General features: G+C 40.1%; 20 protein-coding genes and 2 tRNA genes. 4 read left to right on the forward strand and 18 right to left on the reverse strand.

Translation table 11 applies throughout. From position 1 onward, the window contains the following. Positions 1-39: 39 nt before the first annotated feature. Complete coding sequence (locus FGM01_RS08250; RefSeq protein ID WP_143410709.1) at positions 40-1,305, forward strand: DUF819 family protein; 1,266 nt, start codon at positions 40-42, stop codon at positions 1,303-1,305. Between the two features lie 53 nt (positions 1,306-1,358). Then, positions 1,359-2,108 (forward strand): DUF4369 domain-containing protein, encoded by a 750-nt coding sequence (locus FGM01_RS08255; protein ID WP_143410710.1) that lies wholly within the window; start codon positions 1,359-1,361, stop codon positions 2,106-2,108. Positions 2,109-2,539: 431 nt separating this feature from the next. On the opposite strand, the gene FGM01_RS08260 is transcribed toward FGM01_RS08255, so the two are convergent. The 6 genes from FGM01_RS08260 to FGM01_RS08285 form a co-directional block, all read right to left on the reverse strand. Further along, positions 2,540-2,613 (reverse strand) — tRNA-Thr (locus FGM01_RS08260). A gap of 6 nt (positions 2,614-2,619) precedes the next feature. Next, positions 2,620-2,886, reverse strand: coding sequence for a hypothetical protein (locus FGM01_RS08265; protein ID WP_143410711.1), 267 nt, complete (start codon positions 2,884-2,886; stop codon positions 2,620-2,622). 63 nt (positions 2,887-2,949) lie between these two features. Then, positions 2,950-3,402, reverse strand: coding sequence for a peroxiredoxin (locus FGM01_RS08270; protein WP_143410712.1), 453 nt, complete (start codon positions 3,400-3,402; stop codon positions 2,950-2,952). A 2-nt stretch (positions 3,403-3,404) separates the two neighbouring features. Next, positions 3,405-3,815 carry a 6-pyruvoyl trahydropterin synthase family protein gene (locus FGM01_RS08275; RefSeq protein WP_143410713.1) on the reverse strand — a complete coding sequence of 137 codons (411 nt, stop codon included), beginning with the start codon at positions 3,813-3,815 and terminating at the stop codon, positions 3,405-3,407. Then, on the reverse strand, positions 3,812-4,330 hold the full coding sequence (gene idi / locus FGM01_RS08280) for an isopentenyl-diphosphate Delta-isomerase (RefSeq protein WP_143410714.1): 519 nt from the start codon (positions 4,328-4,330) through the stop codon (positions 3,812-3,814). Before idi ends, FGM01_RS08275 begins: the two co-directional genes overlap by 4 nt. Positions 4,331-4,398: 68 nt before the next feature. Continuing rightward, entirely contained in the window at positions 4,399-6,009 is a 1,611-nt protein-coding gene (locus tag FGM01_RS08285; RefSeq protein ID WP_143410715.1) for an OmpA family protein, read from the reverse strand. A 161-nt stretch (positions 6,010-6,170) separates the two neighbouring features. On the opposite strand from FGM01_RS08285, the gene FGM01_RS08290 reads away from it, so the two are divergent. Beyond that, positions 6,171-7,760, forward strand: a complete 1,590-nt coding sequence (locus tag FGM01_RS08290; protein ID WP_143410716.1) for a peptide chain release factor 3 — start codon at positions 6,171-6,173, stop codon at positions 7,758-7,760. A 441-nt stretch (positions 7,761-8,201) separates the two neighbouring features. Next, entirely contained in the window at positions 8,202-9,572 is a 1,371-nt protein-coding gene (locus FGM01_RS08295) for an alanine/glycine:cation symporter family protein (RefSeq protein WP_143410717.1), read from the forward strand. A gap of 166 nt (positions 9,573-9,738) precedes the next feature. Here FGM01_RS08295 and FGM01_RS08300 read toward each other — a convergent pair whose 3' ends face one another. The 12 genes from FGM01_RS08300 to tuf all read right to left on the reverse strand — a co-directional run bounded on the left by FGM01_RS08300 (position 9,739) and on the right by tuf (position 23,236). Continuing rightward, positions 9,739-10,059 (reverse strand): DUF3467 domain-containing protein, encoded by a 321-nt coding sequence (locus FGM01_RS08300; protein ID WP_143410718.1) that lies wholly within the window; start codon positions 10,057-10,059, stop codon positions 9,739-9,741. Between the two features lie 38 nt (positions 10,060-10,097). Then, entirely contained in the window at positions 10,098-10,556 is a 459-nt protein-coding gene (locus FGM01_RS08305; protein WP_143410719.1) for a DinB family protein, read from the reverse strand. Positions 10,557-10,625: 69 nt separating this feature from the next. Then, a complete protein-coding gene (rpoC, locus tag FGM01_RS08310; protein WP_143410720.1) occupies positions 10,626-14,927 on the reverse strand; it encodes a DNA-directed RNA polymerase subunit beta' in 4,302 nt (1,433 codons plus the stop codon). 72 nt (positions 14,928-14,999) lie between these two features. After that, on the reverse strand, positions 15,000-18,812 hold the full coding sequence (gene rpoB / locus FGM01_RS08315; protein ID WP_143410721.1) for a DNA-directed RNA polymerase subunit beta: 3,813 nt from the start codon (positions 18,810-18,812) through the stop codon (positions 15,000-15,002). Positions 18,813-18,945: 133 nt separating this feature from the next. Beyond that, positions 18,946-19,320 (reverse strand): 50S ribosomal protein L7/L12, encoded by a 375-nt coding sequence (gene rplL / locus FGM01_RS08320; protein ID WP_143410722.1) that lies wholly within the window; start codon positions 19,318-19,320, stop codon positions 18,946-18,948. A gap of 57 nt (positions 19,321-19,377) precedes the next feature. Next, the gene (rplJ, locus tag FGM01_RS08325) at positions 19,378-19,899 is read right to left on the reverse strand and encodes a 50S ribosomal protein L10 (protein ID WP_143410723.1); all 522 of its coding nucleotides are present in this window, start codon (positions 19,897-19,899) and stop codon (positions 19,378-19,380) included. A 9-nt stretch (positions 19,900-19,908) separates the two neighbouring features. After that, positions 19,909-20,607, reverse strand: a complete 699-nt coding sequence (gene rplA / locus FGM01_RS08330) for a 50S ribosomal protein L1 (RefSeq protein WP_026933826.1) — start codon at positions 20,605-20,607, stop codon at positions 19,909-19,911. Positions 20,608-20,626: 19 nt separating this feature from the next. Then, positions 20,627-21,064: a 50S ribosomal protein L11 gene (gene rplK / locus FGM01_RS08335; RefSeq protein WP_011710241.1), complete on the reverse strand. Its 438-nt coding sequence runs from the start codon at positions 21,062-21,064 to the stop codon at positions 20,627-20,629. Positions 21,065-21,137: 73 nt separating this feature from the next. Continuing rightward, positions 21,138-21,689, reverse strand: a complete 552-nt coding sequence (gene nusG / locus FGM01_RS08340; protein ID WP_143410724.1) for a transcription termination/antitermination protein NusG — start codon at positions 21,687-21,689, stop codon at positions 21,138-21,140. A gap of 12 nt (positions 21,690-21,701) precedes the next feature. After that, positions 21,702-21,899 carry a preprotein translocase subunit SecE gene (gene secE / locus FGM01_RS08345; protein ID WP_026933824.1) on the reverse strand — a complete coding sequence of 66 codons (198 nt, stop codon included), beginning with the start codon at positions 21,897-21,899 and terminating at the stop codon, positions 21,702-21,704. 18 nt (positions 21,900-21,917) lie between these two features. After that, positions 21,918-21,990: transfer RNA gene (locus FGM01_RS08350), tRNA-Trp, on the reverse strand. 58 nt (positions 21,991-22,048) lie between these two features. Beyond that, complete coding sequence (gene tuf / locus FGM01_RS08355) at positions 22,049-23,236, reverse strand: elongation factor Tu (RefSeq protein ID WP_143410725.1); 1,188 nt, start codon at positions 23,234-23,236, stop codon at positions 22,049-22,051.

Here is a 23,236-nt window from a genome sequence, read left to right on the forward strand (position 1 = left end):
CATAAAAATTGTATTTTGCCGCCAACCTAGTCAAAAATTATGGAAGAATCTACTTTGTTCACTAATGACGCAATCGTCTTTGGTTTATTAATGCTCGCCCTGGGCTTCGTTTTTTATACATCTTCCCAGAAAGAAGGTTTATGGAGTAAATTCTATAAGATCGTCCCCGCCCTGTTAATGTGTTATCTTATTCCGGCCATCTTCAATTCACTGGGCTGGATAGATGACAATACTTCGCAATTATATTTTGTTGCCAGCCGCTATCTTTTACCTGCAGCACTGGTTTTAATGACCTTAAGTATAGACCTCAAAGCAATATTCAACCTGGGTCCAAAAGCTTTGATAATGTTTTTCGCCGGAACTATTGGAATAATTTTAGGAGGTCCCGTAGCAATCCTTATCATGTCTGTAATTTCTCCTGAAACTCTTGGTGGAATTGGGCCAGATGCCATCTGGCGTGGGTTATCTACCATCGCAGGAAGCTGGATTGGTGGCGGTGCCAACCAGGCTGCCATGCTGGAGATCTATGAATATAATCCTGAACTCTACGGCGGAATGGTACTGGTAGATATCGTAGTAGCCAATTTATGGATGGCTATTATATTAATGGGTATTGGAAAAAATAAATCGATAGATAACTGGCTGAAAGCAGACAATTCTGCTATCGAGGAATTAAAAGTCAAAGTAAGTTCTTATGCCGAAAGCGTCGTTAGAAATCCAACGCTAACAGATTTTATGATCATGCTGGCTCTGGCTTTCGGGGCAGTTGGATTTGCCCATTGGGGTGCAGACGGCATGTCTGAATATTTACTCGGCAATTTTGAAATTTTCAGCGACTCTAAAAGTGCACTTTCCTCCTTTTCATCACAGTTCTTCTGGATGATCACTATTGCCACGGCAATTGGGATAATTTTTTCGTTTACCAGATTCAAGACCTATGAGGGTGCGGGTGCAAGTAAAATAGGGAGCATATTCATTTATATACTTGTAGCCACCATCGGAATGAAAATGGATCTTGGAAAGATCTTTGAAAATCCGGGACTCCTGGGTATTGGTCTTATATGGATCTTAATTCATGTGATCGTTTTAATCACTACGGCAAAACTCATAAAAGCACCATATTTTTTCCTTGCCGTGGGTAGCCAGGCAAATGTTGGAGGTGCAGCTTCAGCTCCGGTAGTGGCCGCAGCTTTCCATCCATCACTGGCAACGGTTGGAGTATTATTAGCCGTTTTTGGTTACGTGGTGGGTACTTATGGCGCCATATTGTGTACAATTTTAATGCAAATAGCTTCCGGTAGTTAGTAATAAACGGAAAATTATAAGATATTTGCGATCCTTAAAACCCGATTAAAAAAATGAAAAAATTAGCTCTTCTTTTAGTGATATTAATAAGCGTAACCGCTTGTTCTGAAAAAGAAAGCAATCTTGTCGTAAACGGGGAAATAAAAGGCCTTAAGAAGGGCACCTTATTTCTTCAGAGGATCCAGGATACTATGTTAATAAATGTAGATTCTGTGGTGGTGAACGGCGATCCTACCTTTGCTATGGAAACCTACATTAAGAGCCCACAGATCATGTATCTGTATCTCGAAAAGGTAGATAATAACAGATATGATGACCGCATAGAGTTTTTTGCAGATGAAGGCCAGGTAACTATCAATACCCAGCTGGAGAAATTTGAGACCAGCGCTAATATTATTGGCTCTGTAAACCAGGAAAAATTAACGGAATATCGCAAAATGATCAGCAGATTCAATGACCAGAATCTGGATTTGATCAAGGAGAGTTTTGAAGCTGAGAAAGCCCGTGATGAAGATAAGCTAATAGAGATCGACAAGAAATACGATAGACTGCTTAGAAGAAAATATCTTTATACCGTAAATTTTGCCATCAATAATAAAGAACATGAAATTGCTCCATACCTGGCACTATCTGAAGTTTTTGATGCGAACATTAAATACCTCGATACTATCTATTCAGCTCTTGCTCCTAAGGTAAAGAAATCAAAATACGGGGTAGAATTAAAAGAATTTCTAAAGGAAAGAAAGAAGCAGGAAAAGCTTCAGGAAAAAGTTGAGAAACAGTCCGAGACTAACAATTCATAAAAAGATTTTACATCTTAATCTGAAGGAGCCTAATGGCTCCTTTTTTTATTTCCCAATCTGGACAAAAAACTAAAATTTGTGAGTATAATCCTGAATCACCAGGTCCCGACACTTGAAATTCATTCAGATCAATTTTCTATATCCCGCTTAAACTGCGCTCAGGACAGGCTTCTCGTCCCAAAATTAATCCAAAAAAAAACCTCTCTAAAAAAGAGAGGTTTTTATCAAGAGCCGATGGAGGGACTCCCTTCGACTTCGCCCAGGACAGGCTTCTCGTCCCAAGATTAATCCAAAAAAAAACCTCTCTGAAAAAGAGAGGTTTTTATCAAGAGCCGAGGGAGGGACTCCCTTCGACTTCGCTCAGGACGGGCTTCTCGTCCCAAAATTAATCCAAAAAAAAACCTCTCTGAAAAAGAGAGGTTTTTATCAAGAGCCGATGGAGGGACTCGAACCCACGACCTGCTGATTACAAATCAGCTGCTCTAGCCAGCTGAGCTACATCGGCAACTTATTAAAGTGCGTTCAGTTTCCCGATCAAAGCTTTAGCTTTTGTCTCAAGATCTGCCTGAACTTCCTTAAAATGTTTTTGTTTATTTTCTACATCACGACGATTGATCTTAGTGATCAATTCATCATACTCTTTGATAGCCTCGTCCACGATCGCCTCAGATTTCGCAGGGTCTTCCTTTGGATTGGCCATTTGGTGAATATAGGCAGCATCAATGATGTCTCCCATTACATAATTCACGTCTTTTTTAAGCAATCTTTTACTCGCCATTATCATTAAATTTCGGCTGCGAATTTAAACTATTTTTCGAAACGAAAATGGTTTTCTGTACAATTAATTTTGATTTTTTTTCAAAATCTTTAACGCTTCGGGCATATGCTTATTGGCATTCATATTATTAAATCTATGCAACAGCTTCCCATTTTTGTCAAAAACGAAAGTTTCCCTGCCCGGTAGCAGACCCAGTAAATTTGGTTTTACTCCAAAAGCCTCCCTGGCCTTCTTATCAGGATCTGAAAGAAAGATATATGGTAAATCATAGCGTTTAGCGAATTTAGCATGCGACCTGAAAGAATCACCACTTATCCCGATCACCTCGGCTCCCAGATCCTTAAAATCCTCATACCTATCACGAAAGCTGCATGCTTCTTTAGTACATCCCGGAGTAAAGTCTTTTGGATAGAAATAAACAACGAAAGATTTTTCACCAACCAGGCTCTTAAAGTCAAAATTTTCACCATCCTGATCCATCAATCTCAGATCAGGAACTTTTTCACCTCTTTTCATTGTTAGTTTCCTTTATAGCTTACAAAATTCCTGGGGGTTTCGTATAAAGTTACTTCGAGATCATTTTTATCATTTATCCTTTTGCGCAGCTTATTCCATATCACAACGGCAATATTTTCTGCGGTAGGATTCAAGTCATTGAATTCTGGAACTTCCAGGTTCAGATTCTTATGATCAAAGGGCTCTTCTACCTCATTATATATAAGATCTTTTAAGATCTTGAGATCCATTACAAAACCGGTTTCAGGATCTGGTTCACCTGTTACAGACACAATAAGCTCATAATTATGCCCGTGGTAGTTAGGATTACTGCATTTGCCAAATACTTCTGCATTGCGTTCATCGTTCCAGTCTTTCCTGTACAATCGATGTGCTGCATTGAAATGGGCTTTTCTATGAACCGTTATTCTCATTGTTCTATATGTGAATAATATTTATCAAAAATAATTTTAAACCATTCAGTATAAATATGAGGATTCCTTTTCATGTCTTTTTTCAAATCTTCCATATCTACCCACTTCCAGGCTGCAACTTCGTCAGGATTCAGGTCTGGAGTTCCTTCAAAATATCCTACAAGGATGTGATCAAATTCATGTTCGGTCAGGCCATTATCAAATGGAGCTTTATAAATAAAAGAAATGGTATCCTTTAGATCTGTGGTAAATCCCATTTCCTCCTGAAGTCTTCTCTTACCGGCAGCAATATTGGTTTCCCCTTCCCTTTGATGGCTACAGCAGGTATTAGTCCATAGTCCAGGAGAATGATATTTAGAAAGTGCTCTTTGCTGAATCATCAGCTCATTTTTATCATTAAAGACAAATACCGAAAATGCACGGTGCAGCAATGCTTTTTCGTGGGCTTCGATCTTTTCCATCAGCCCTATCTGCTCGTCTTTTTCGTTTACCAGGATTACTTTTTCTTCTGCCATTTCTTGGATTGAAGTCCAAATGTACAAAAACGGGCATTTGTATCACAAAGAAGCTGATTAAGCAAATCCTAAAGTTTCAGGTTTCCGGAAAAAATCTCGCAATTTATTGAAAGGATAAATTCTGAACGCCGGTTCTTTTCATGAGCGTCTTCACTGCAGGGTATACCATTTCGACAATTATTCACCAATTCTGTTTCCCCGTAACCCCTCCCGGATATGCGGTCTTCATCGATCCCCAGACTTATCAGGTAATCCCTGGTTACCTGGACGCGGTTCATGGATAATTTAATATTATAAAGATCGTCTGCCCTGCTATCTGTATGCGATCTTATATCGATTAGAAGCTCAGGATATTCTATCATATAAGCTGCAATCTCATCAAGTTGCTTTGCTGCCTTTGGCTTAATATCTGCTTTATCCAGATCAAAAAGTATTGGATCAAGATTCAGCATTTTTGCCAGGTCATCCCCTACTCTGGCCGCAAAAATCCTGTCTCCGGCAGTATTCTGAAATTGAATGATATTTTCTTCTCTTTTAACCTCTGTAGCATAGAAACTCCAGTTAAAAAAAGCCCTCATAGCTGCTATATTTTCCGGTTTCTGCCCTGAGAAATCATGGGATGCCTGATACATAACCAGCCCGTTCTTTTTCTCGCCAAAGCCGTTCCCATAAATGAGAATACTCCCCGGACCATTGGATAGTTCTGGTACGTCGGGCGCGGAAGGATCGATTATTATTTTTTTAGAACTGCTTCTCCATACATTGGCTTTCTTCGGATAAAAAATTCGCTCAGACCCGTTTATTAAAGCCATATCACTCCTGCCTACATACTGGGCTACGGGATCTGAAGGTAAATTATGCTGATAGGGAGGTGTAGCGAACCTATGCTCGTAAAAAGGTATTAAGCCAGTAGTTCTGGCGCCGGCGGCACCTTCAGAAAGAAAGTTAAGTTGAATAACTTCTGAAATCTTTGCATTCCCTACCGTCCCGTAAAGATTTTCCAGTTGACTGCCGGCATGACAACCTGCCCAGATTGCACCCTTAAATTTTCGATTCCAGTAATAAAGGTTTTTATGGGTATCAAATTTAGGTTCAGCATGAGGCATGACAAAAATATCATCACAAACACCAAGCTCTTCAGGAGTTTTCCAGTTTTTGGAAGAATTGCCACCATATGCTGAAGCTGGTATAGCGGCCAGTTTAAAATAGGCCAGAGCAATGATCCCGTTTTGTTTGTCCAGTGTCCATTTAGGGGCAACAGATAAATCTGTGAATACAGGAAGAGCCATATCCTCTGGCAAATATCTTCCTGCAATACCCTTATCCTTCCAGTGTTCAATTCTTTTTTTTATCTCCCCGGTTATATATGAAACCGGGATCACAAAAGAACCAGACCGGAAATTCTCTCCCTCAATGCTAAAATCAACTCCATCTTTTTGCTTGTCTGGCGCTATCACCCATTTAATTACCACAGGATACTCACTTAAAAGCTCATATATGAAACCGTAAGGTCTTAAAGCATTTGCAGGTGTTTGAGGAGTGATTCCCAAATTAACTGCATAGGAATTTTTAGCTAGGACTTCATTCTGATATTGGGAAAATAAAGGAGAGCTGAAAATAATATTAACAGCCAGGAAAAAGATCAACAACCTTAGTTTTTGTAGAGCAAAAACCATCATTTCGCACTTGATATTTAGCAAATATCCACCAAAAACCCCGTAAACCCAAATATCGAAAGTTTAACAAGCTCTTTAGCACCCAAATTCCTGGAAATGGCAGCGAAGTAAAAAAGGAATTTCGTGAAAATAATAGTATTTTTGCCGCTCCAATATCAGCAGGTATGAAGCATTATCAGAAAGAGATAAACAAAAGAAGGACATTTGGGATCATTTCTCACCCCGATGCCGGTAAAACCACGTTAACAGAGAAGCTTTTGCTTTTTGGTGGTGCTATCCAGGAAGCCGGAGCGGTGAAATCTAACAAGATAAAGAAAGGTGCTACCAGTGACTTTATGGAAATTGAGCGGCAGAGAGGGATCTCGGTTGCTACTTCTGTGCTTGCTTTTGAATACCGTGATATTAAGATAAATATCCTGGATACTCCTGGTCATAAGGATTTCGCTGAAGATACTTTCAGAACCCTCACTGCAGTAGATAGCGTGATCGTAGTGATCGATGTTGCCAAGGGTGTGGAGGAACAAACTGAAAAGCTGGTGGAAGTTTGTAGAATGCGAAACATTCCTATGATCGTTTTCATCAACAAACTTGACCGTGAAGGAAAAGATGCCTTTGAATTACTGGATGAGATCGAGCAAAAATTAAACCTGACGGTGACCCCATTAAGCTTCCCTATAGGAATGGGATATGATTTTAAGGGTATTTATAACATCTGGGAGAAGAACGTAAACTTATTTACCGGTGATCCCAGGAAAGATATTGAAGAAACCGTTGAGATTAGTGATCTGCAATCTGAGGATTTAGATAACCTTATTGGAAATTCAGCTGCAAATACCTTGAGAGAGGAATTGGAACTGGCCCAGGGTGTTTATCCTGAATTTGACCGTAACGCATATCTTGAAGGAAGATTGCAACCGGTATTTTTTGGATCTGCCCTGAATAATTTTGGAGTAAGGGAACTTCTGGATTGCTTTATCAAGATCGCCCCGCCACCAAGACCTAAGGAAAGTGATACCCGTCTGGTAAAGCCGGAAGAAAAAGATTTCACAGGTTTTGTATTTAAGATCCATGCCAATATGGATCCAAAACACAGGGACAGGCTGGCTTTTGTAAAGATAGTTTCAGGAAAATTTGAACGAAACAAGAACTACCTGCATGTAAGGAACAATAAAAAAATGAAGTTCTCTTCGCCAAACGCATTCTTTGCAGAAAAGAAGGAGATCGTAGATGTTTCATTTCCCGGTGACATTGTAGGACTGCACGATACCGGTAATTTTAAGATTGGAGATACCCTTACCGAGGGTGAAAACCTGATGTATAAAGGTGTACCCAGTTTCTCTCCGGAGCATTTTCGATATATTAATAATGCAGATCCTATGAAATCCAAACAACTGGAAAAAGGGATAGATCAGTTGATGGATGAAGGGGTTGCGCAATTATTTACCCTGGATATGAACGGAAGAAAAATTATAGGTACCGTGGGTGCGCTTCAGTTTGAGGTGATCCAATACCGTTTGGAACACGAATATGGTGCAAAATGTACTTATGAAAACCTGAATGTTCATAAAGCAACCTGGATTGAAGCTGAAGATGAAAAGAGTGAGGAGTTCAGGGAATTTAAAAGGGTAAAATCCAAATACCTGGCGAAAGATAAATCCGGGCAATTGGTTTTCCTGGCAGATTCTCAATTCTCTTTACAAATGACGCAGCAGAAATATCCAAAAATCAAATTCCATTTTACTTCAGAATTTTAAAGGCTCGTTATCCTGAAATTGCTTGAGGGTTCTATCTGAGATGCTGAAATAAATTCAGCATGACGAATAAAATTAGCACGTCAGCATGAACTAGTTTCAGGGTCTTCAATTTGAAATATGGGAACAGGTTCAGCGCGACTAAAAAACATTCCAAATTGAAACGTTAGCCTGAACTGGCTTGAGGGTTCTATCTGAGATGCTGAAATAAATTCAGCATGACGAATAAAATTAGAACGTCACCCTGAACTCGTTTCAGGGTCTTCAATTTGAACTGCTGGAACATACTCGGCATGACGAAAGACAGATCTAAATTAAAACGTAACCCTAAACTGGCTTGAAACTTCTATCTGAGATGCTGAAATAAATTCATAAACTTTAAAAGTCCTTCCTGCAGGATAGATACACCCGCAAATTTTACTATTTTCGGGACAAAGTTTATCTATGTCCCAAATCGATCAATTCATCGCTGATTTTGCATCAGCAGTCTGGGGAATTCCCCTCGTTATCTTATTAATTGGAGGTGGAATTTACCTTTTAATTTATTCAAGATTTCTGCCATTCAGGTATTTAGGACATTCTGTAGAGGTTCTTCGTGGAAAGTACAACAATCCAAACGACCCCGGAGAGATCAATCATTTCCAGGCGCTTTCAACTGCTTTATCGTCTACTGTGGGGATGGGAAATATCGCAGGAGTGGCTGTAGCTATTGCGCTTGGCGGACCCGGGGCAATATTCTGGCTATGGGTAAGTGCGGTTGTGGGAATGGCTACTAAATTCTTCACTAATAGTCTTGCGGTGATGTACCGGGGAAAAGATTCTGAAGGTAAGATTCAGGGTGGAGTGATGTACTTTATTGTTGAAGGACTTGGAAAAAAATGGAAACCTCTGGCTGTTTTCTTTGCTGTCGCAGGACTGGTGGGAGCATTACCTGTCTTTAATGTAAATCAGCTAACCCAGGCAATAAATTATATTTTGCTTGAACCCAACAATATAGAAACCGGATTTACTTCCAGCCTAATTATCGGTATAATCCTAACCTTGATTACTACAGTGGTAATTATCGGAGGTCTGGACCGTATTAGTAAAACGGTTTCCAAACTGGTACCCGCTATGGTGGCTTTATATTTCGTATCGGTACTAATAATCCTGTTCGTAAATTATGATGTGGTATTCCATTATTTCGGCATGATCTTCACCGATGCATTTGCCGCAAATAATTATAAGGGAGATCCTTTGCTGGGAGGTGTTTTAGGTGGTTTGATCTTATTAGGTATAAGGCGTGGAGCTTTTTCTAATGAGGCCGGTATAGGGACAGCCACGATGGCTCATGGAGCCAGCAAAACCTCTGAACCAATAAGAGAAGGATTGATCGCCATGCTGGGACCCGCAATCGATACTTTAGTAGTATGTACTCTTACGGCAATGGCCATTTTGGTAACCGATGTTTGGCAAACTGAAGATGTAAATGGGGTGAGTTTAACGGCTGCAGCTTTTGACCAGGCTATTCCTTATGTAGGAAATTATCTTCTGCTAATCTGTATTCTGGCTTTTAGTATCTCTTCCCTCTTTTCTTACTCCTACTACGGAACCAAATGTCTTTCATTTCTATTAGGAGCTGAAAATAAAAAGTATTACAACTATGTATATATTCTTAGTATCATCGTTGGGGCCACTACCTCACTAAGTTTTATCCTGAATTTAATTGACGGATTTTTCGCATTAATGGCAATTCCTACGATGATCTCTACCTTAATTCTTGCGCCGAGGGTAATGAAGGCTGCCAGGATATACTTTGCTAAATATAAAAGCTAGTACGGTCGTTGAATTAGAATATTAAAATTAAAAAAGAGATTTCTCAGTCGCTTTTCTTTTTCGAAATTACAAATGGTACTGAATGTCATTTCGAGCGAAGCGAGAAATCTCTTTTGAATAAAACTTGTTTGAACTGCCTGTAGTGACAGTATATTGTTTACTTAACCTAGGCCTGCCCGGTAGGACCAAAATTAAGCGGCATGGGAGCTTTATCATAATCTCGAATCTCTCCATGTGCTTGCTCAAATTTATGAATGTTATCACCAAGGGCTTTTAGCAATCTTTTTGCGTGCTGTGGAGTTAATATGATCCTTGATTTCACTTTACTCTTTGGCCGGCCCGGCATAATATTTACAAAATCCACCACAAATTCTGATACCGAATGATTGATGATAGCCAGGTTAGAATAAGTACCCTCGGCAACCGCTTCATCCAATTCTATATTGATCTTGCCTTTCGTGTTTTTATTTTTCTTCTCTTCGTCCATGATTTAAAATTTCTTCAATTTAATATTTATTTTATTATCTAATATTTATCGAGCTTATAATAAACAAAATCAGATACGATGGGATCTATCCCCTGATTCCTGAATTCTGTGGCGATTTGTCCACGATGATAGGTAGAATGATTTATTATATGAAAGATAACGTCCCTGACTGAATTTTGAAATTGTTCACCTTTTGAATTTTTAAACTTGAAAATACGATCCAGATCTTCAGTTTCCAGTATGGCCATGGTAGACTCAAAATTTTCCATTTCTGAATTTTCCATATTTTCTACCGCTATGTCTTCCCACACCTCCACAGGTTCATCATTAGCTGTCATCCTGTTATTCCAGATCTTCTGAGCATTCAAAGTATGTGACAAGAGTTTTACCGCCCTTTCTGGGACCATAAAATGAAGATCACCGTCATTGAATTTTTTTATTACTTCTAAGTTGTAAAAATGAGAGTATCCTAATAATTCTTTAAAGTATTCCTTCATATTTCAAATATCGCTATTAATAAAAAAAGGCCCGCAAATGCGAGCCTTTTTTCTAATTATTATCAGCAATTAGTTATAGTTAACTTCCTGCTTCTTCTCAAGCATCTCATCGAATTCTTCTTTAGAACCAACAATAATGCTGTCGTATTTTCTCATACCTGTACCTGCAGGAATTCTGTGTCCTACAATTACATTTTCCTTCAATCCTTCAAGCTGATCGATCTTACCGCTTACCGCAGCCTCGTTCAATACCTTGGTAGTTTCCTGGAAGGAAGCAGCCGAGATGAATGACTTGGTTTGTAGGGAAGCTCTGGTAATACCCTGAAGTACCGGATTAGCTGTCGCCGTGATCACGTCTCTGGCAGTCGCAAGATTCTTATCTTCTCTTCTAAGAATAGAGTTCTCGTCTCTTAGATCTCTTGGAGTAATAATCTGTCCTGGTTTCAGCCTTTCTGAATCACCGGCATCTTCGATAACCTTCATTCCGAATAACTTGTTGTTCTCATCGATGAAATCATCTTTGTGAACAAGCTGGTTTTCTAGGAATATAGTATCACCTGGATCAACGATTCTTACCTTACGCATCATCTGTCTTACCACAACCTCGAAGTGCTTATCGTTAATCTTCACACCCTGTAAACGGTATACTTCCTGAACTTCGTTCACAAGATACTGCTGTACAGCGTTTGGTCCTTTAATATTCAGGATATCCTCTGGAGTGATAGAACCATCAGAAAGTGGCATACCAGCTCTTACGTAGTCATTCTCCTGAACTAGGATCTGGTTAGATAACTTAACTAAGTACTTCTTAACCTCTCCAAGTTTAGACTCAACGATGATCTCACGGTTACCTCTCTTGATCTTACCAAAAGATACAACACCATCAATCTCTGATACAACCGCTGGGTTAGAAGGGTTACGTGCTTCGAAAAGCTCGGTTACCCTTGGAAGACCACCTGTAATATCCCCTGCTTTTGAAGACTTACGTGGAATCTTAACAAGGATCTTACCTACTCCAATCTTTTCAGCATTGTCTACCATAAGGTGTGCACCTACCGGAAGGTTATAAGAACGAATCACTTCGTCTTTCTTACCTAAGATATGAAGGGTTGGGATCAATTTCTTGTTACGTGATTCAGAAATTACTTTCTCCTGGAATCCAGTTTGTTCATCGATCTCTACCTGATAGGTTACACCCTGATCTATATTTTCATACTTGATCTTACCGGCGAATTCTGAAATGATCACCCCGTTATAAGGATCCCATGTACATACAACTTCACCTTTCTTCACAGCAGCCCCGTCTGAAATATTGATCTGGGCACCATAAGGAATGTTGTTGTTACTTAAAACAACACCGGTTTTCTTATCCTTGATCTTAAGCTCAGCAGTACGGGAGATCACGATGTCTGCAGTTCCACCATCAGGGGCTTCACCTTTAACAACTTTAAGATCTTCAATCTCTGCGATACCATCAAACTTCGCTTCAAGTTTATTATCTTCAGAAATGTTACCTGCAATACCACCCACGTGGAACGTACGTAGGGTAAGCTGTGTACCAGGCTCTCCAATAGACTGAGCAGCAACAACACCAACAGCTTCACCTGTTTGTACGATCTTGTTGGTTGCAAGGTTTCTACCGTAACACTTGATACAGATACCTTTCTTCGCCTCACAGGTAAGTGGTGAACGTACTTCAACACTTTCTATTGGCGCAGCTTCGATCTTAGCAACAATTTCTTCAGTGATTTCTTCGTTTCCAGCAACCAGAAGTTCATCTGTTGATGGATTAACAACATCATGAAGAGAAATACGTCCAAGGATTCTTTCTCCTAATGATTCTACAATCTCTTCGTTCTTCTTAAGTGGCTTAACTTCTACCCCTCTTAAAGTTCCACAGTCAGCTTCATTTACGATCACATCCTGAGAAACATCTACCAGACGACGGGTTAAGTAACCTGCATCGGCAGTTTTAAGTGCGGTATCTGCAAGACCTTTACGAGCACCGTGAGTAGAGATAAAGTATTCAAGAATTGAAAGGCCTTCCTTAAAGTTAGAAAGAATCGGGTTTTCAATAATTTCACCTCCACCTGAGTTCGATTTCTTAGGCTTGGCCATAAGACCTCGCATACCGGTAAGCTGACGAATCTGCTCCTTGGAACCACGCGCACCAGAATCAAGCATCATATATACCGAGTTGAATCCTTGCTTGTCTTCGCGAATTCGCTTCATAGCCAATTCAGTAAGACCTGCGTTAGTTGAAGTCCAGATGTCAATTACCTGGTTGTAACGTTCGTTATTGGTAATAAGACCCATGTTATAGTTACCAATGATACCTTCCACCTGCTCGTTAGCCTCGTCGATCATGGTTTGCTTCTCTTCAGGGATGATAATATCACCTAAACTGAAAGAAAGACCACCACGGAAGGCGAATCCATAACCAAGTTCCTTAATATTATCAAGGAATTCAGAAGTTTCAGGAATACTGGTAATTTTAAGGATCTTACCAATGATCTCACGAAGGGATTTCTTGGTCAATACCTCATTGATATATCCTGCTTTTTCAGGCACTGCTTCATTGAACAATACTCTACCAACAGTAGTATCGATGACCTGGTAAACCAGTTCTCCGTTTTCGTTGAAATCTTTAGTTCTAATTTTGATACCTGCGTTAAGGTCTACTCTCTTCTGGTTGTAAGCTATCACAAGCTCTTCTGCAGAATAAAAAGTAAGTCCTTCACCTACTACAGGCTCTTCAGGAGTAGATTTCTTGTGCTTGGTCATATAGTAAAGACCAAGTACCATATCCTGAGAAGGTACTGTAATTGGCGAACCGTTTGCAGGGTTCAATATATTGTGAGAAGCAAGCATTAATAACTGTGCTTCCAAAATAGCTTCTGGCCCAAGTGGTAAGTGAACCGCCATCTGGTCACCATCAAAATCGGCGTTGAATGCAGTACACGCAAGTGGGTGAAGCTGAATTGCTTTTCCTTCAATAAGTTTAGGCTGGAAAGCCTGGATACCCAGACGGTGAAGCGTAGGAGCACGGTTCAATAATACCGGATGCCCTTTTAGCACGTTCTCCAGTATATCCCAAACTACAGGTTCTTTCTTATCGATAATCTTCTTAGCAGACTTCACTGTCTTTACGATACCTCTTTCTATCAGTTTTCTGATGATGAAAGGCTTGTAAAGTTCAGCCGCCATGTTCTTTGGAAGACCACATTCGAACATTTTCAATTCTGGTCCAACAACGATTACCGAACGTGCTGAATAATCCACACGTTTACCAAGCAGGTTCTGACGGAAACGACCTTGCTTACCTTTCAATGAATCTGAAAGTGATTTAAGCGGACGGTTAGAGTCTGTCTTAACCGCAGATGATTTTCTAGTATTATCGAATAATGAATCTACAGATTCCTGAAGCATACGTTTTTCGTTACGTAGAATTACCTCAGGAGCTTTGATCTCCATTAATCTTTTCAGACGGTTGTTACGAATAATTACACGACGGTAAAGATCGTTCAAATCTGAAGTCGCAAAACGACCACCATCAAGAGGCACAAGAGGTCTAAGTTCCGGTGGAATAACCGGTACTACCTTCATGATCATCCATTCAGGGTTGTTCTCACGATTTTTGTTTGCATCACGAAGCGCTTCCACAACCTGAAGTCTCTTAAGAGCCTCCGTCTTACGTTGCTTGGAAGTTTCGTTATTTGCCTTATGTCTTAATTCATAAGAAAGTTCATCAAGATCGATTCTCTTCAAGATCTCGATAAGACACTCAGCTCCCATTTTAGCGATAAACTTATTTGGGTCGCTGTCTTCCAGGTATTGGTTTTCCTGCGGAAGTTCATCTAAAATATTCAGATACTCTTCTTCAGTAAGGAAGTCCATTTTCTTTAAGGCTTTTCCTTCTTCATCTACCGCGTTACCAGGCTGGATCACCACATATCTTTCGTAGTAGATGATCATGTCCAGTTTTTTAGACGGCAGGCCTAGCAAATAACCAATTTTGTTAGGTAAAGAACGGAAATACCAGATATGAGCTACAGGTACTACCAGGTTAATGTGACCAACACGATCTCTACGAACCTTTTTCTCGGTAACTTCAACTCCACAACGGTCACAAACGATTCCTTTGTAACGGATTCTTTTGTATTTTCCGCAGGCACATTCATAATCCTTTACAGGACCAAAAATACGCTCACAGAACAATCCGTCACGCTCCGGTTTGTGCGTACGGTAATTGATCGTTTCAGGCTTAAGAACTTCACCACGAGACTCCGCAAGGATGGACTCTGGAGAAGCTAAACCTATAGAGATCTGGTTGAACCTCTGTACTGTATTTTTATCATTATTTCTAGCCATAATAAATGCTGCTAATTATTGTGAATATTCTGTTTAAACGGGGCCACTAGTGCAGCCCCCTTCAACAGAATGTTATTCTTCAAGTTTAATATCCAATCCAAGACCTTTCAATTCGTGCATAAGTACGTTGAAAGATTCCGGTAATCCAGGTTCTGGCATTGGCTCACCCTTCACAATCGCCTCATAGGTCTTAGCTCTACCAATAACGTCATCAGACTTTACCGTTAGAATTTCCCTTAGAGTACTAGATGCTCCATAAGCTTCAAGAGCCCAAACCTCCATCTCTCCGAATCTCTGACCACCAAATTGTGCCTTACCACCAAGCGGCTGCTGAGTAATAAGTGAGTATGGTCCAATAGAACGGGCGTGCATCTTATCGTCGATCATATGACCCAGTTTAAGCATGTAGATAACACCTACCGTTGCACGTTGGTCAAACCTCATTCCGGTTCCACCATCATAAAGATAAGTGTGCCCGTATCTTGGAATTCCTGCTGCATCTGTAAGATCGTTGATTTGATCGATTGTAGCACCGTCGAAAATTGGAGTCGCATATTTGGTTCCGTTTTTCTGACCAGCCCATCCAAGAACTGTTTCATAGATCTGACCGATGTTCATACGTGATGGTACCCCAAGTGGGTTCAACACGATATCAACCGGAGTTCCGTCTTCAAGGAATGGCATATCCTCCTGACGAACGATTCTGGCAACAATACCTTTGTTACCGTGACGTCCAGCCATCTTATCACCAACTTTCAGCTTACGTTTCTTAGCGATGTAAACTTTAGCCAGTTTAAGAATTCCTGATGGAAGTTCATCTCCTACAGAAATGGTGAATTTCTCTCTTCTAAGGTTACCCTGAAGATCGTTTTCCTTGATTTTATAATTATGGATAAGATCTGCAACAAGCTCATTAAGGTGATCATCTGTAGTCCACGTACCACTGGTTAAGTGAGTATAATCGTCTACAGAGTTCAACATCTTAAGAGTGTACTTCTTACCTTTTGGCATTACTTCTTCACCAAGGTCATTCTGTACTCCCTGAGCTGTCTTACCACCTATGATGGCAAATAATTTCTCAACAAGTTCAGCCTTAAGATTGGCAAATTTAGCATCGTACTTTTTCTCTAAAGCTGCTACATCTTCTTTATCCTGTGCTCTCTTACGCTTGTCTTTGATAGCTCTTGCGAACAACTTCTTGTTGATCACAACTCCGCTTAATGATGGAGAAGCTTTTAACGAAGCATCTTTTACATCACCAGCCTTGTCACCAAAGATCGCACGCAGAAGTTTTTCTTCTGGCGTTGGATCACTTTCTCCTTTAGGAGTGATCTTACCAATAAGAATATCACCAGGCTTCACTTCAGCACCAACTCTAATCATACCATGCTCATCAAGGTCTTTAGTAGCCTCTTCTGAAACGTTTGGAATGTCATTAGTCAATTCTTCATTACCCAGTTTTGTATCTCTAACTTCTAGAGAGTACTCATCTATATGGATAGAGGTGAAAATATCATCTCTAACCACTTTTTCTGAAATCACGATCGCATCCTCAAAGTTGTAACCTTTCCAAGGCATGAAGGCAACCTTCATGTTTCTACCTAGTGCAAGTTCCCCAGCTTCAGTAGCATAACCCTGGCAAAGTACCTGTCCTTTTGTTACCCTGTCACCTACACTTACGATCGGCTTCAAGTTGATACAGGTTCCCTGGTTAGTCTTACGGAATTTGATAAGGTTATAAGATTTTGAATCATCATCAAAACTTACCATTCTTTCCTCATCTGTACGATCGTACTTAATTACGATCTTATTAGCGTCTACATATTCTACTTCTCCTTCTCCTTCTGCATTGATCAATACTCTGGAGTCTGTAGCTACCTGTCTTTCAAGACCAGTTCCAACGATTGGAGAATCTGTTCTTAATAGCGGTACTGCCTGACGCATCATGTTTGATCCCATCAGTGCACGGTTGGCATCATCATGCTCCAGGAATGGAATTAATGAAGCCGAAATAGATGAGATTTGGTTTGGTGCAACATCGGTATAATGAACCTCTTTAGGATCAACTACCGGGAAGTCACCTTCCATACGTGCAATAACACGATCTGTATCTATAGTTCCGTCGTCTTTTAATGGAATATTAGCCTGAGCTATCTTCTTACCTTCTTCTTCTTCAGCACTTAAATAAATAGGCTCTTCAGAAATGTTGATCTTACCATCAGTAACACTACGGTATGGAGTTTCAATGAATCCCATTCCGTTTACTTTAGCATAAACCGAAAGTGAAGAAATAAGTCCAATGTTTGGTCCTTCAGGAGTTTCAATCGGGCAAAGTCTTCCGTAGTGAGTATAGTGAACATCACGTACCTCGAAACCTGCTCTTTCTCTCGATAGACCACCTGGTCCTAATGCCGAAAGTCTACGCTTGTGCGTGATCTCTGCAAGAGGGTTGGTCTGGTCCATGAACTGAGATAACTGGTTTGTTCCGAAGAAAGAGTTGATCACAGAAGATAATGTCTTCGCGTTGATCAAATCGATCGGGGTAAACACCTCGTTATCACGAACATTCATTCTCTCACGGATGGTTCTTGCCATACGGGCAAGACCAACACCAAACTGCTGAGACAACTGCTCACCTACAGTTCTAACACGACGGTTAGATAAGTGATCAATATCATCGATCTCAGCTTTAGAGTTGATAAGCTCAATAAGATATTTAACTATGGTAATGATATCGATCTTGGTAAGCACCTGCTTATCCATCTCCACATCAAGACCAAGTTTTTTGTTCATTCTATATCTACCTACTTCTCCAAGGCTGTAACGCTGGTCTGAGAAGAAAAGCTTGTCGATAATTCCACGAGCAGTTTCCTCATCTGGCGGTTCAGCATTACGAAGCTGACGATAGATATGTTCTACCGCTTCTTTTTCAGAGTTGGTAGGATCCTTTTGCAAGGTATTATGAATAATCGCATAGTCACCGGTCTGGTTATCCTCTTTATGAAGAAGGATAGTCTTACTTCCGGTTTCCAGAATTTCTTCTATGTGATCTTTTTCAAGTTCTGTATCACGGTCAAGAACGATCTCGTTACGCTCGATAGAAACAACTTCACCAGTATCTTCATCTACGAAATCCTCATACCATGTATTAAGTACCCTGGCCGCAAGTTTACGTCCAAGATATTTTTTAAGTCCTGTTTTAGAAACTTTAACCTCTTCTGCAAGGTCAAAGATCTCCAGGATATCCTTATCACGCTCAAACCCGATAGCACGGAAAAGAGTAGTAACAGGTAATTTTTTCTTACGATCGATATACGCGTACATTACGCTGTTAATATCGGTAGCAAATTCAATCCATGATCCTTTGAAAGGAATTACACGGGCTGAATATAATTTAGTTCCATTAGCATGGAAAGACTGTCCAAAGAAAACCCCCGGTGAACGGTGTAGCTGAGATACTACTACTCGCTCGGCACCGTTGATGCAGAAAGTTCCGCTAGGTGTCATATAAGGGATAGTTCCCAAGTATACGTCCTGTACGATGGTTTCAAAATCTTCGTGTTCAGGGTCGGTACAGTATAACTTAAGTCTGGCTTTAAGCGGTACACTGTAGGTCAAACCACGTTCGATACATTCCTGGATGGAGTATCTTGGCGGGTCCACAAAATAATCTAAGAATTCTAGTACAAATTGATTACGGGTGTCCGTAATGGGGAAGTTTTCTAGGAAGGTGTTGTAAAGACCTTCATTTCCCCGTTCTTCTGATTTTGTCTCTAATTGAAAGAAGTCCTGAAAAGACTTAATCTGCAGATCCAGAAAGTCCGGATAAGCAGGCTTGTTCTTAACAGAAGAGAAACTCAATCTTTCAGTTTGCTTTGCTAACATCAATGGACGGGATTATAATTTATATAAAAAAAACTGCGCTTTTTAAACGTTCGGTTCTATATACGCAAAATGGTTTAGACCTCCAGGAGTGAATCCTGAGGTCTAAACCTAAATAATATTGCTTGTGTTAAGCTTATTTAAGCTCAACCTCAGCTCCTGCTTCTTCTAATTGTGCTTTAAGAGCTTCTGCTTCGTCTTTAGCTACTCCTTCTTTTACTGGTTTTGGAGCACCATCTACTAATTCTTTAGCATCTTTAAGACCTAATCCTGTAAGTTCTTTTACAAGTTTAACTACAGCTAATTTAGATCCACCTGGAGCTTTAAGAATTACGTCAAATTCTGTTTGTTCTTCAGCTTCCTCACCACCAGCAGCAGCACCACCAGCAACAGCTACTGCAGCAGCTGCAGGCTCGATACCATATTCTTCTTTTAAGATATCAGCTAACTCATTTACTTCTTTTACCGTAAGGTTAACTAATTGTTCTGCGAAATCTTTTAAATCTGCCATTTTCTATCGTTTTTAAAAAGTTCTTTAATTTATAATTGTTAAAAAGTGCGTACTATACTATCCTTCCTTTTCGGAAAGGGTTTTAAGAATTCCTGCGATCTTTCCACCACCTGATTTAAGGGCAGAAACAACGTTTTTAGCAGGAGATTGAAGCAATCCAATGATATCCCCGATAACTTCTTCTTTAGACTTGATATTAACAAGTGCATCAAGATACTCGTCACCTACATAAATAGCTTCTTCAACAAAAGCTCCTTTAAGTAAAGGTTTCTCAGATTTCTTTCTAAATTCTTTAATTACTTTCGCCGGAGCATTTCCGGTTTCAGAAAGCATGATTGAAGTATTGCCTTTTAAAACAGTTGGAAGGTTACCGAAATCTTTTTCAGCTGCTTCCATAGCTTTTGCCAGCAATGTATTTTTAACTACCGATAACTTTACATCAGCTTTGAAACAAGCTCTACGTAAGTTAGAAGTACTTCCAGCATCAAGGCCAGAAATATCAGCCAAATAGATAGTTTGGAATCCGGCTAACTGGGCAGTTAAATCTTCTATAACTTGTGATTTTTCTTCTCTTGTCATAATCTTAAATTATTGCTCAGTAAACCTTTTAGTATCTATTGCTACACTCGGGCTCATAGTAGTGGTCATATAAATACTTTTAATATAAACACCCTTTGCTGCCTGAGGCTTCAATTTTACCAGCGTAGTTAATAATTCTTTCGCGTTACCTGCAATTTTCTCAGCATCAAAAGATGCTTTTCCAACCGCTGCATGCACGATTCCTGTCTTGTCAACCTTAAAGTCGATCTTACCAGCTTTCACATCAGAAACCGCTTTTGCGATATCCATAGTTACAGTACCGGTCTTAGGGTTAGGCATTAAACCTCTTGGTCCAAGAACACGTCCTAACGGTCCAAGTTTCCCCATTACGCTTGGCATAGTGATGATCACATCAACATCTGTCCAACCGCCTTTGATCTTATCCAGGTATTCATCTAATCCAACGTAGTCGGCACCAGCTTCTTTAGCTTCTTCTTCCTTATCTGGAGTTACAAGAGCCAAAACCTTAACGTCCTTACCAGTTCCATGAGGAAGTGTTACCACACCTCTTACCATCTGGTTCGCTTTACGTGGATCTACATTCAAACGAACTGCAAGATCTACAGAAGCGTCAAAGTTCTCGTTGGAAACTTCTTTTATCAAAGCTGAAGCTTCGGCAACTGTATAAGTTTTGCCGTTCTCAATCTTAGACTGAGCTTCTTTTTGCTTTTTAGTTAATTTTGCCATTTTCTAATTTCTTTTTGGATTAAAACGGTGCATCACCTTTTACAGTTATTCCCATCGAACGAGCTGTTCCGGCAACCATTTTCATTGCAGACTCTACAGTAAATGCGTTAAGATCCTGCATTTTGTCTTCTGCAATCGCTTTAACCTGATCCCAAGAAACACTAGCTACTTTTTTTCTGTTTGGTTCACCAGAACCTTTTTTAGTCTTAGCCGCTTCCATCAATTGTACTGCTGCAGGAGGAGTCTTGATTACAAAATCAAAAGACTTATCCTTGTAAACAGTAATTGCAACTGGAAGTACCTTTCCTTGCTTATCCTGGGTTCTACCATTGAATTGCTTACAGAATTCCATGATATTTACCCCGGCAGCACCTAAAGCAGGTCCAACTGGTGGTGATGGGTTAGCAGCACCTCCGCGAACTTGTAGTTTTACAACTTTACTTACTTCTTTTGCCATTTTTCAAATTTTTAAATGATCGTTTATTGAGTGGAAGCTTAAAAAACAATCAAAAAATATGTAACAGTTATTATTATACTTTTTCTACTTGCATATAGCTTAACTCTAATGGCGTCTTTCTTCCGAAGATCTTCACCATTACTTCCAGCTTACGCTTCTCTTCATTAATCTTCTCGACAGTACCGTTAAAACCATTGAACGGTCCGTCAATCACTTTAATGGTCTCTCCTATGGTAAATGGAATCGCTACATTATCAGTTTTTACTGAAAGCTCATCAACTTTACCTAACATTCTGTTTACTTCAGATTTTCTAAGGGGCACAGGATCTCCTCCTTTTGTTTCACCTAGAAAACCAATCACACCATTAATTCCCTTAATAATATGAGGAATCTCACCGGCGATGTTTGCCTGTATCATGACATAACCTGGAAAGTAAACACGTTCTTTATTTACTTTCTTACCGTTACGAATCTGAATTACTTTTTCTGTAGGAACAAGAACCTGATCTATAGCATCCTGAAGACCCAGGTATTCGATTTCTTTTTCAATATAATCTTTAACCTTATTCTCCTGTCCGCTAACGGCACGAACCACATACCATTTTTTATCCTTTGCTTCTGCCATCGCTATCTTAAATTATGATTTAACCCATTCGAAGTACTGCTCTATCGCTCCACTAAAAAGCGTATCAACACCCCAAATTGCTAATGAAAAGATAATCGAGAACACTGCCACAAGTACTGTTAGCCTTTGAGCTTCAGTCCAGCTTGTCCAGGTAACGTGGTTTCTTAACTCGTTATATGATTCTGATATGTAATTAACAATTCCTGCCATTTTCAAAAAAAATATTTGCACGGGTTGAGAGACTCGAACTCCCGACACCTGGTTTTGGAGACCAGTGCTCTACCAACTGAGCTAAACCCGTAAATATAAGTGAAGGCATCCCGCTTTTAACGGGATACCTTTATATATTACCTAAATTCTTAGTCTAGAATCTCAGTTACCTGACCAGCACCTACAGTCCTACCACCTTCACGGATAGCAAAACGAAGTCCCTGGTTCATTGCAATTGGCTGAATAAGCTCAACTGTAATAGTAAGGTTATCACCAGGCATTACCATTTCTACACCATCAGGAAGCATAATAGTTCCAGTTACATCAGTTGTACGTACGTAGAACTGTGGACGGTAGTTGTTATGGAATGGAGTGTGACGTCCACCTTCTTCTTTCTTAAGGATATAAACCTCTGCCTTGAACTTAGCGTGAGGAGTTACAGATCCAGGCTTAGTAATTACCATACCTCTAGAGATCTGAGTTTTCTCGATACCTCTTAAAAGGATACCTACGTTATCTCCAGCTTCACCTCTATCAAGGATCTTACGGAACATCTCAACTCCAGTAATAGTAGAAGTAAGTTTTCCAGCTCCCATACCAATGATCTCTACAGGATCTCCAGTGTTAGCAACACCAGTCTCGATACGACCAGTTGCAACAGTACCACGACCTGTAATAGAGAATACATCCTCGATAGGCATCAAGAAAGGCTTATCTACATCACGCTCTGGAAGTTCGATCCAAGTATCAACTGCTTCCATAAGGTCAAGAACAGTCTTAGACCATTTCTCATCACCTTCTAAAGCTCCAAGTGCAGAACCTGAAATTACAGGACCGTTATCACCATCATACTCGTAGAAAGAAAGAAGATCTCTTACTTCCATCTCAACTAGTTCAAGAAGCTCCTCATCATCAACAAGGTCAACTTTATTTAAGAATACAACGATTCTTGGAATACCTACCTGGCGTCCAAGAAGGATGTGCTCACGAGTTTGCGGCATTGGACCATCAGTCGCAGCCACAACTAGAATAGCACCGTCCATTTGAGCAGCACCAGTTACCATGTTCTTTACGTAATCGGCGTGACCAGGACAGTCAACGTGAGCGTAGTGACGGTTTGCAGTTGAATACTCAACGTGAGAAGAGTTAATTGTAATACCTCTTTCTTTTTCTTCTGGAGCGTTATCGATTTGATCGAACGCACTAGCTTCTGAATATCCAGCATCAGCCATTACTTTAGTAATAGCTGCAGTTAAAGTAGTTTTTCCGTGATCTACGTGTCCAATTGTACCAATATTTAGGTGCGGTTTGGAACGATCATAAGTTTCCTTTGCCAT

This window comes from Christiangramia sabulilitoris, assembly GCF_007050985.1.
Lineage (GTDB): Bacteria > Bacteroidota > Bacteroidia > Flavobacteriales > Flavobacteriaceae > Christiangramia > Christiangramia sabulilitoris.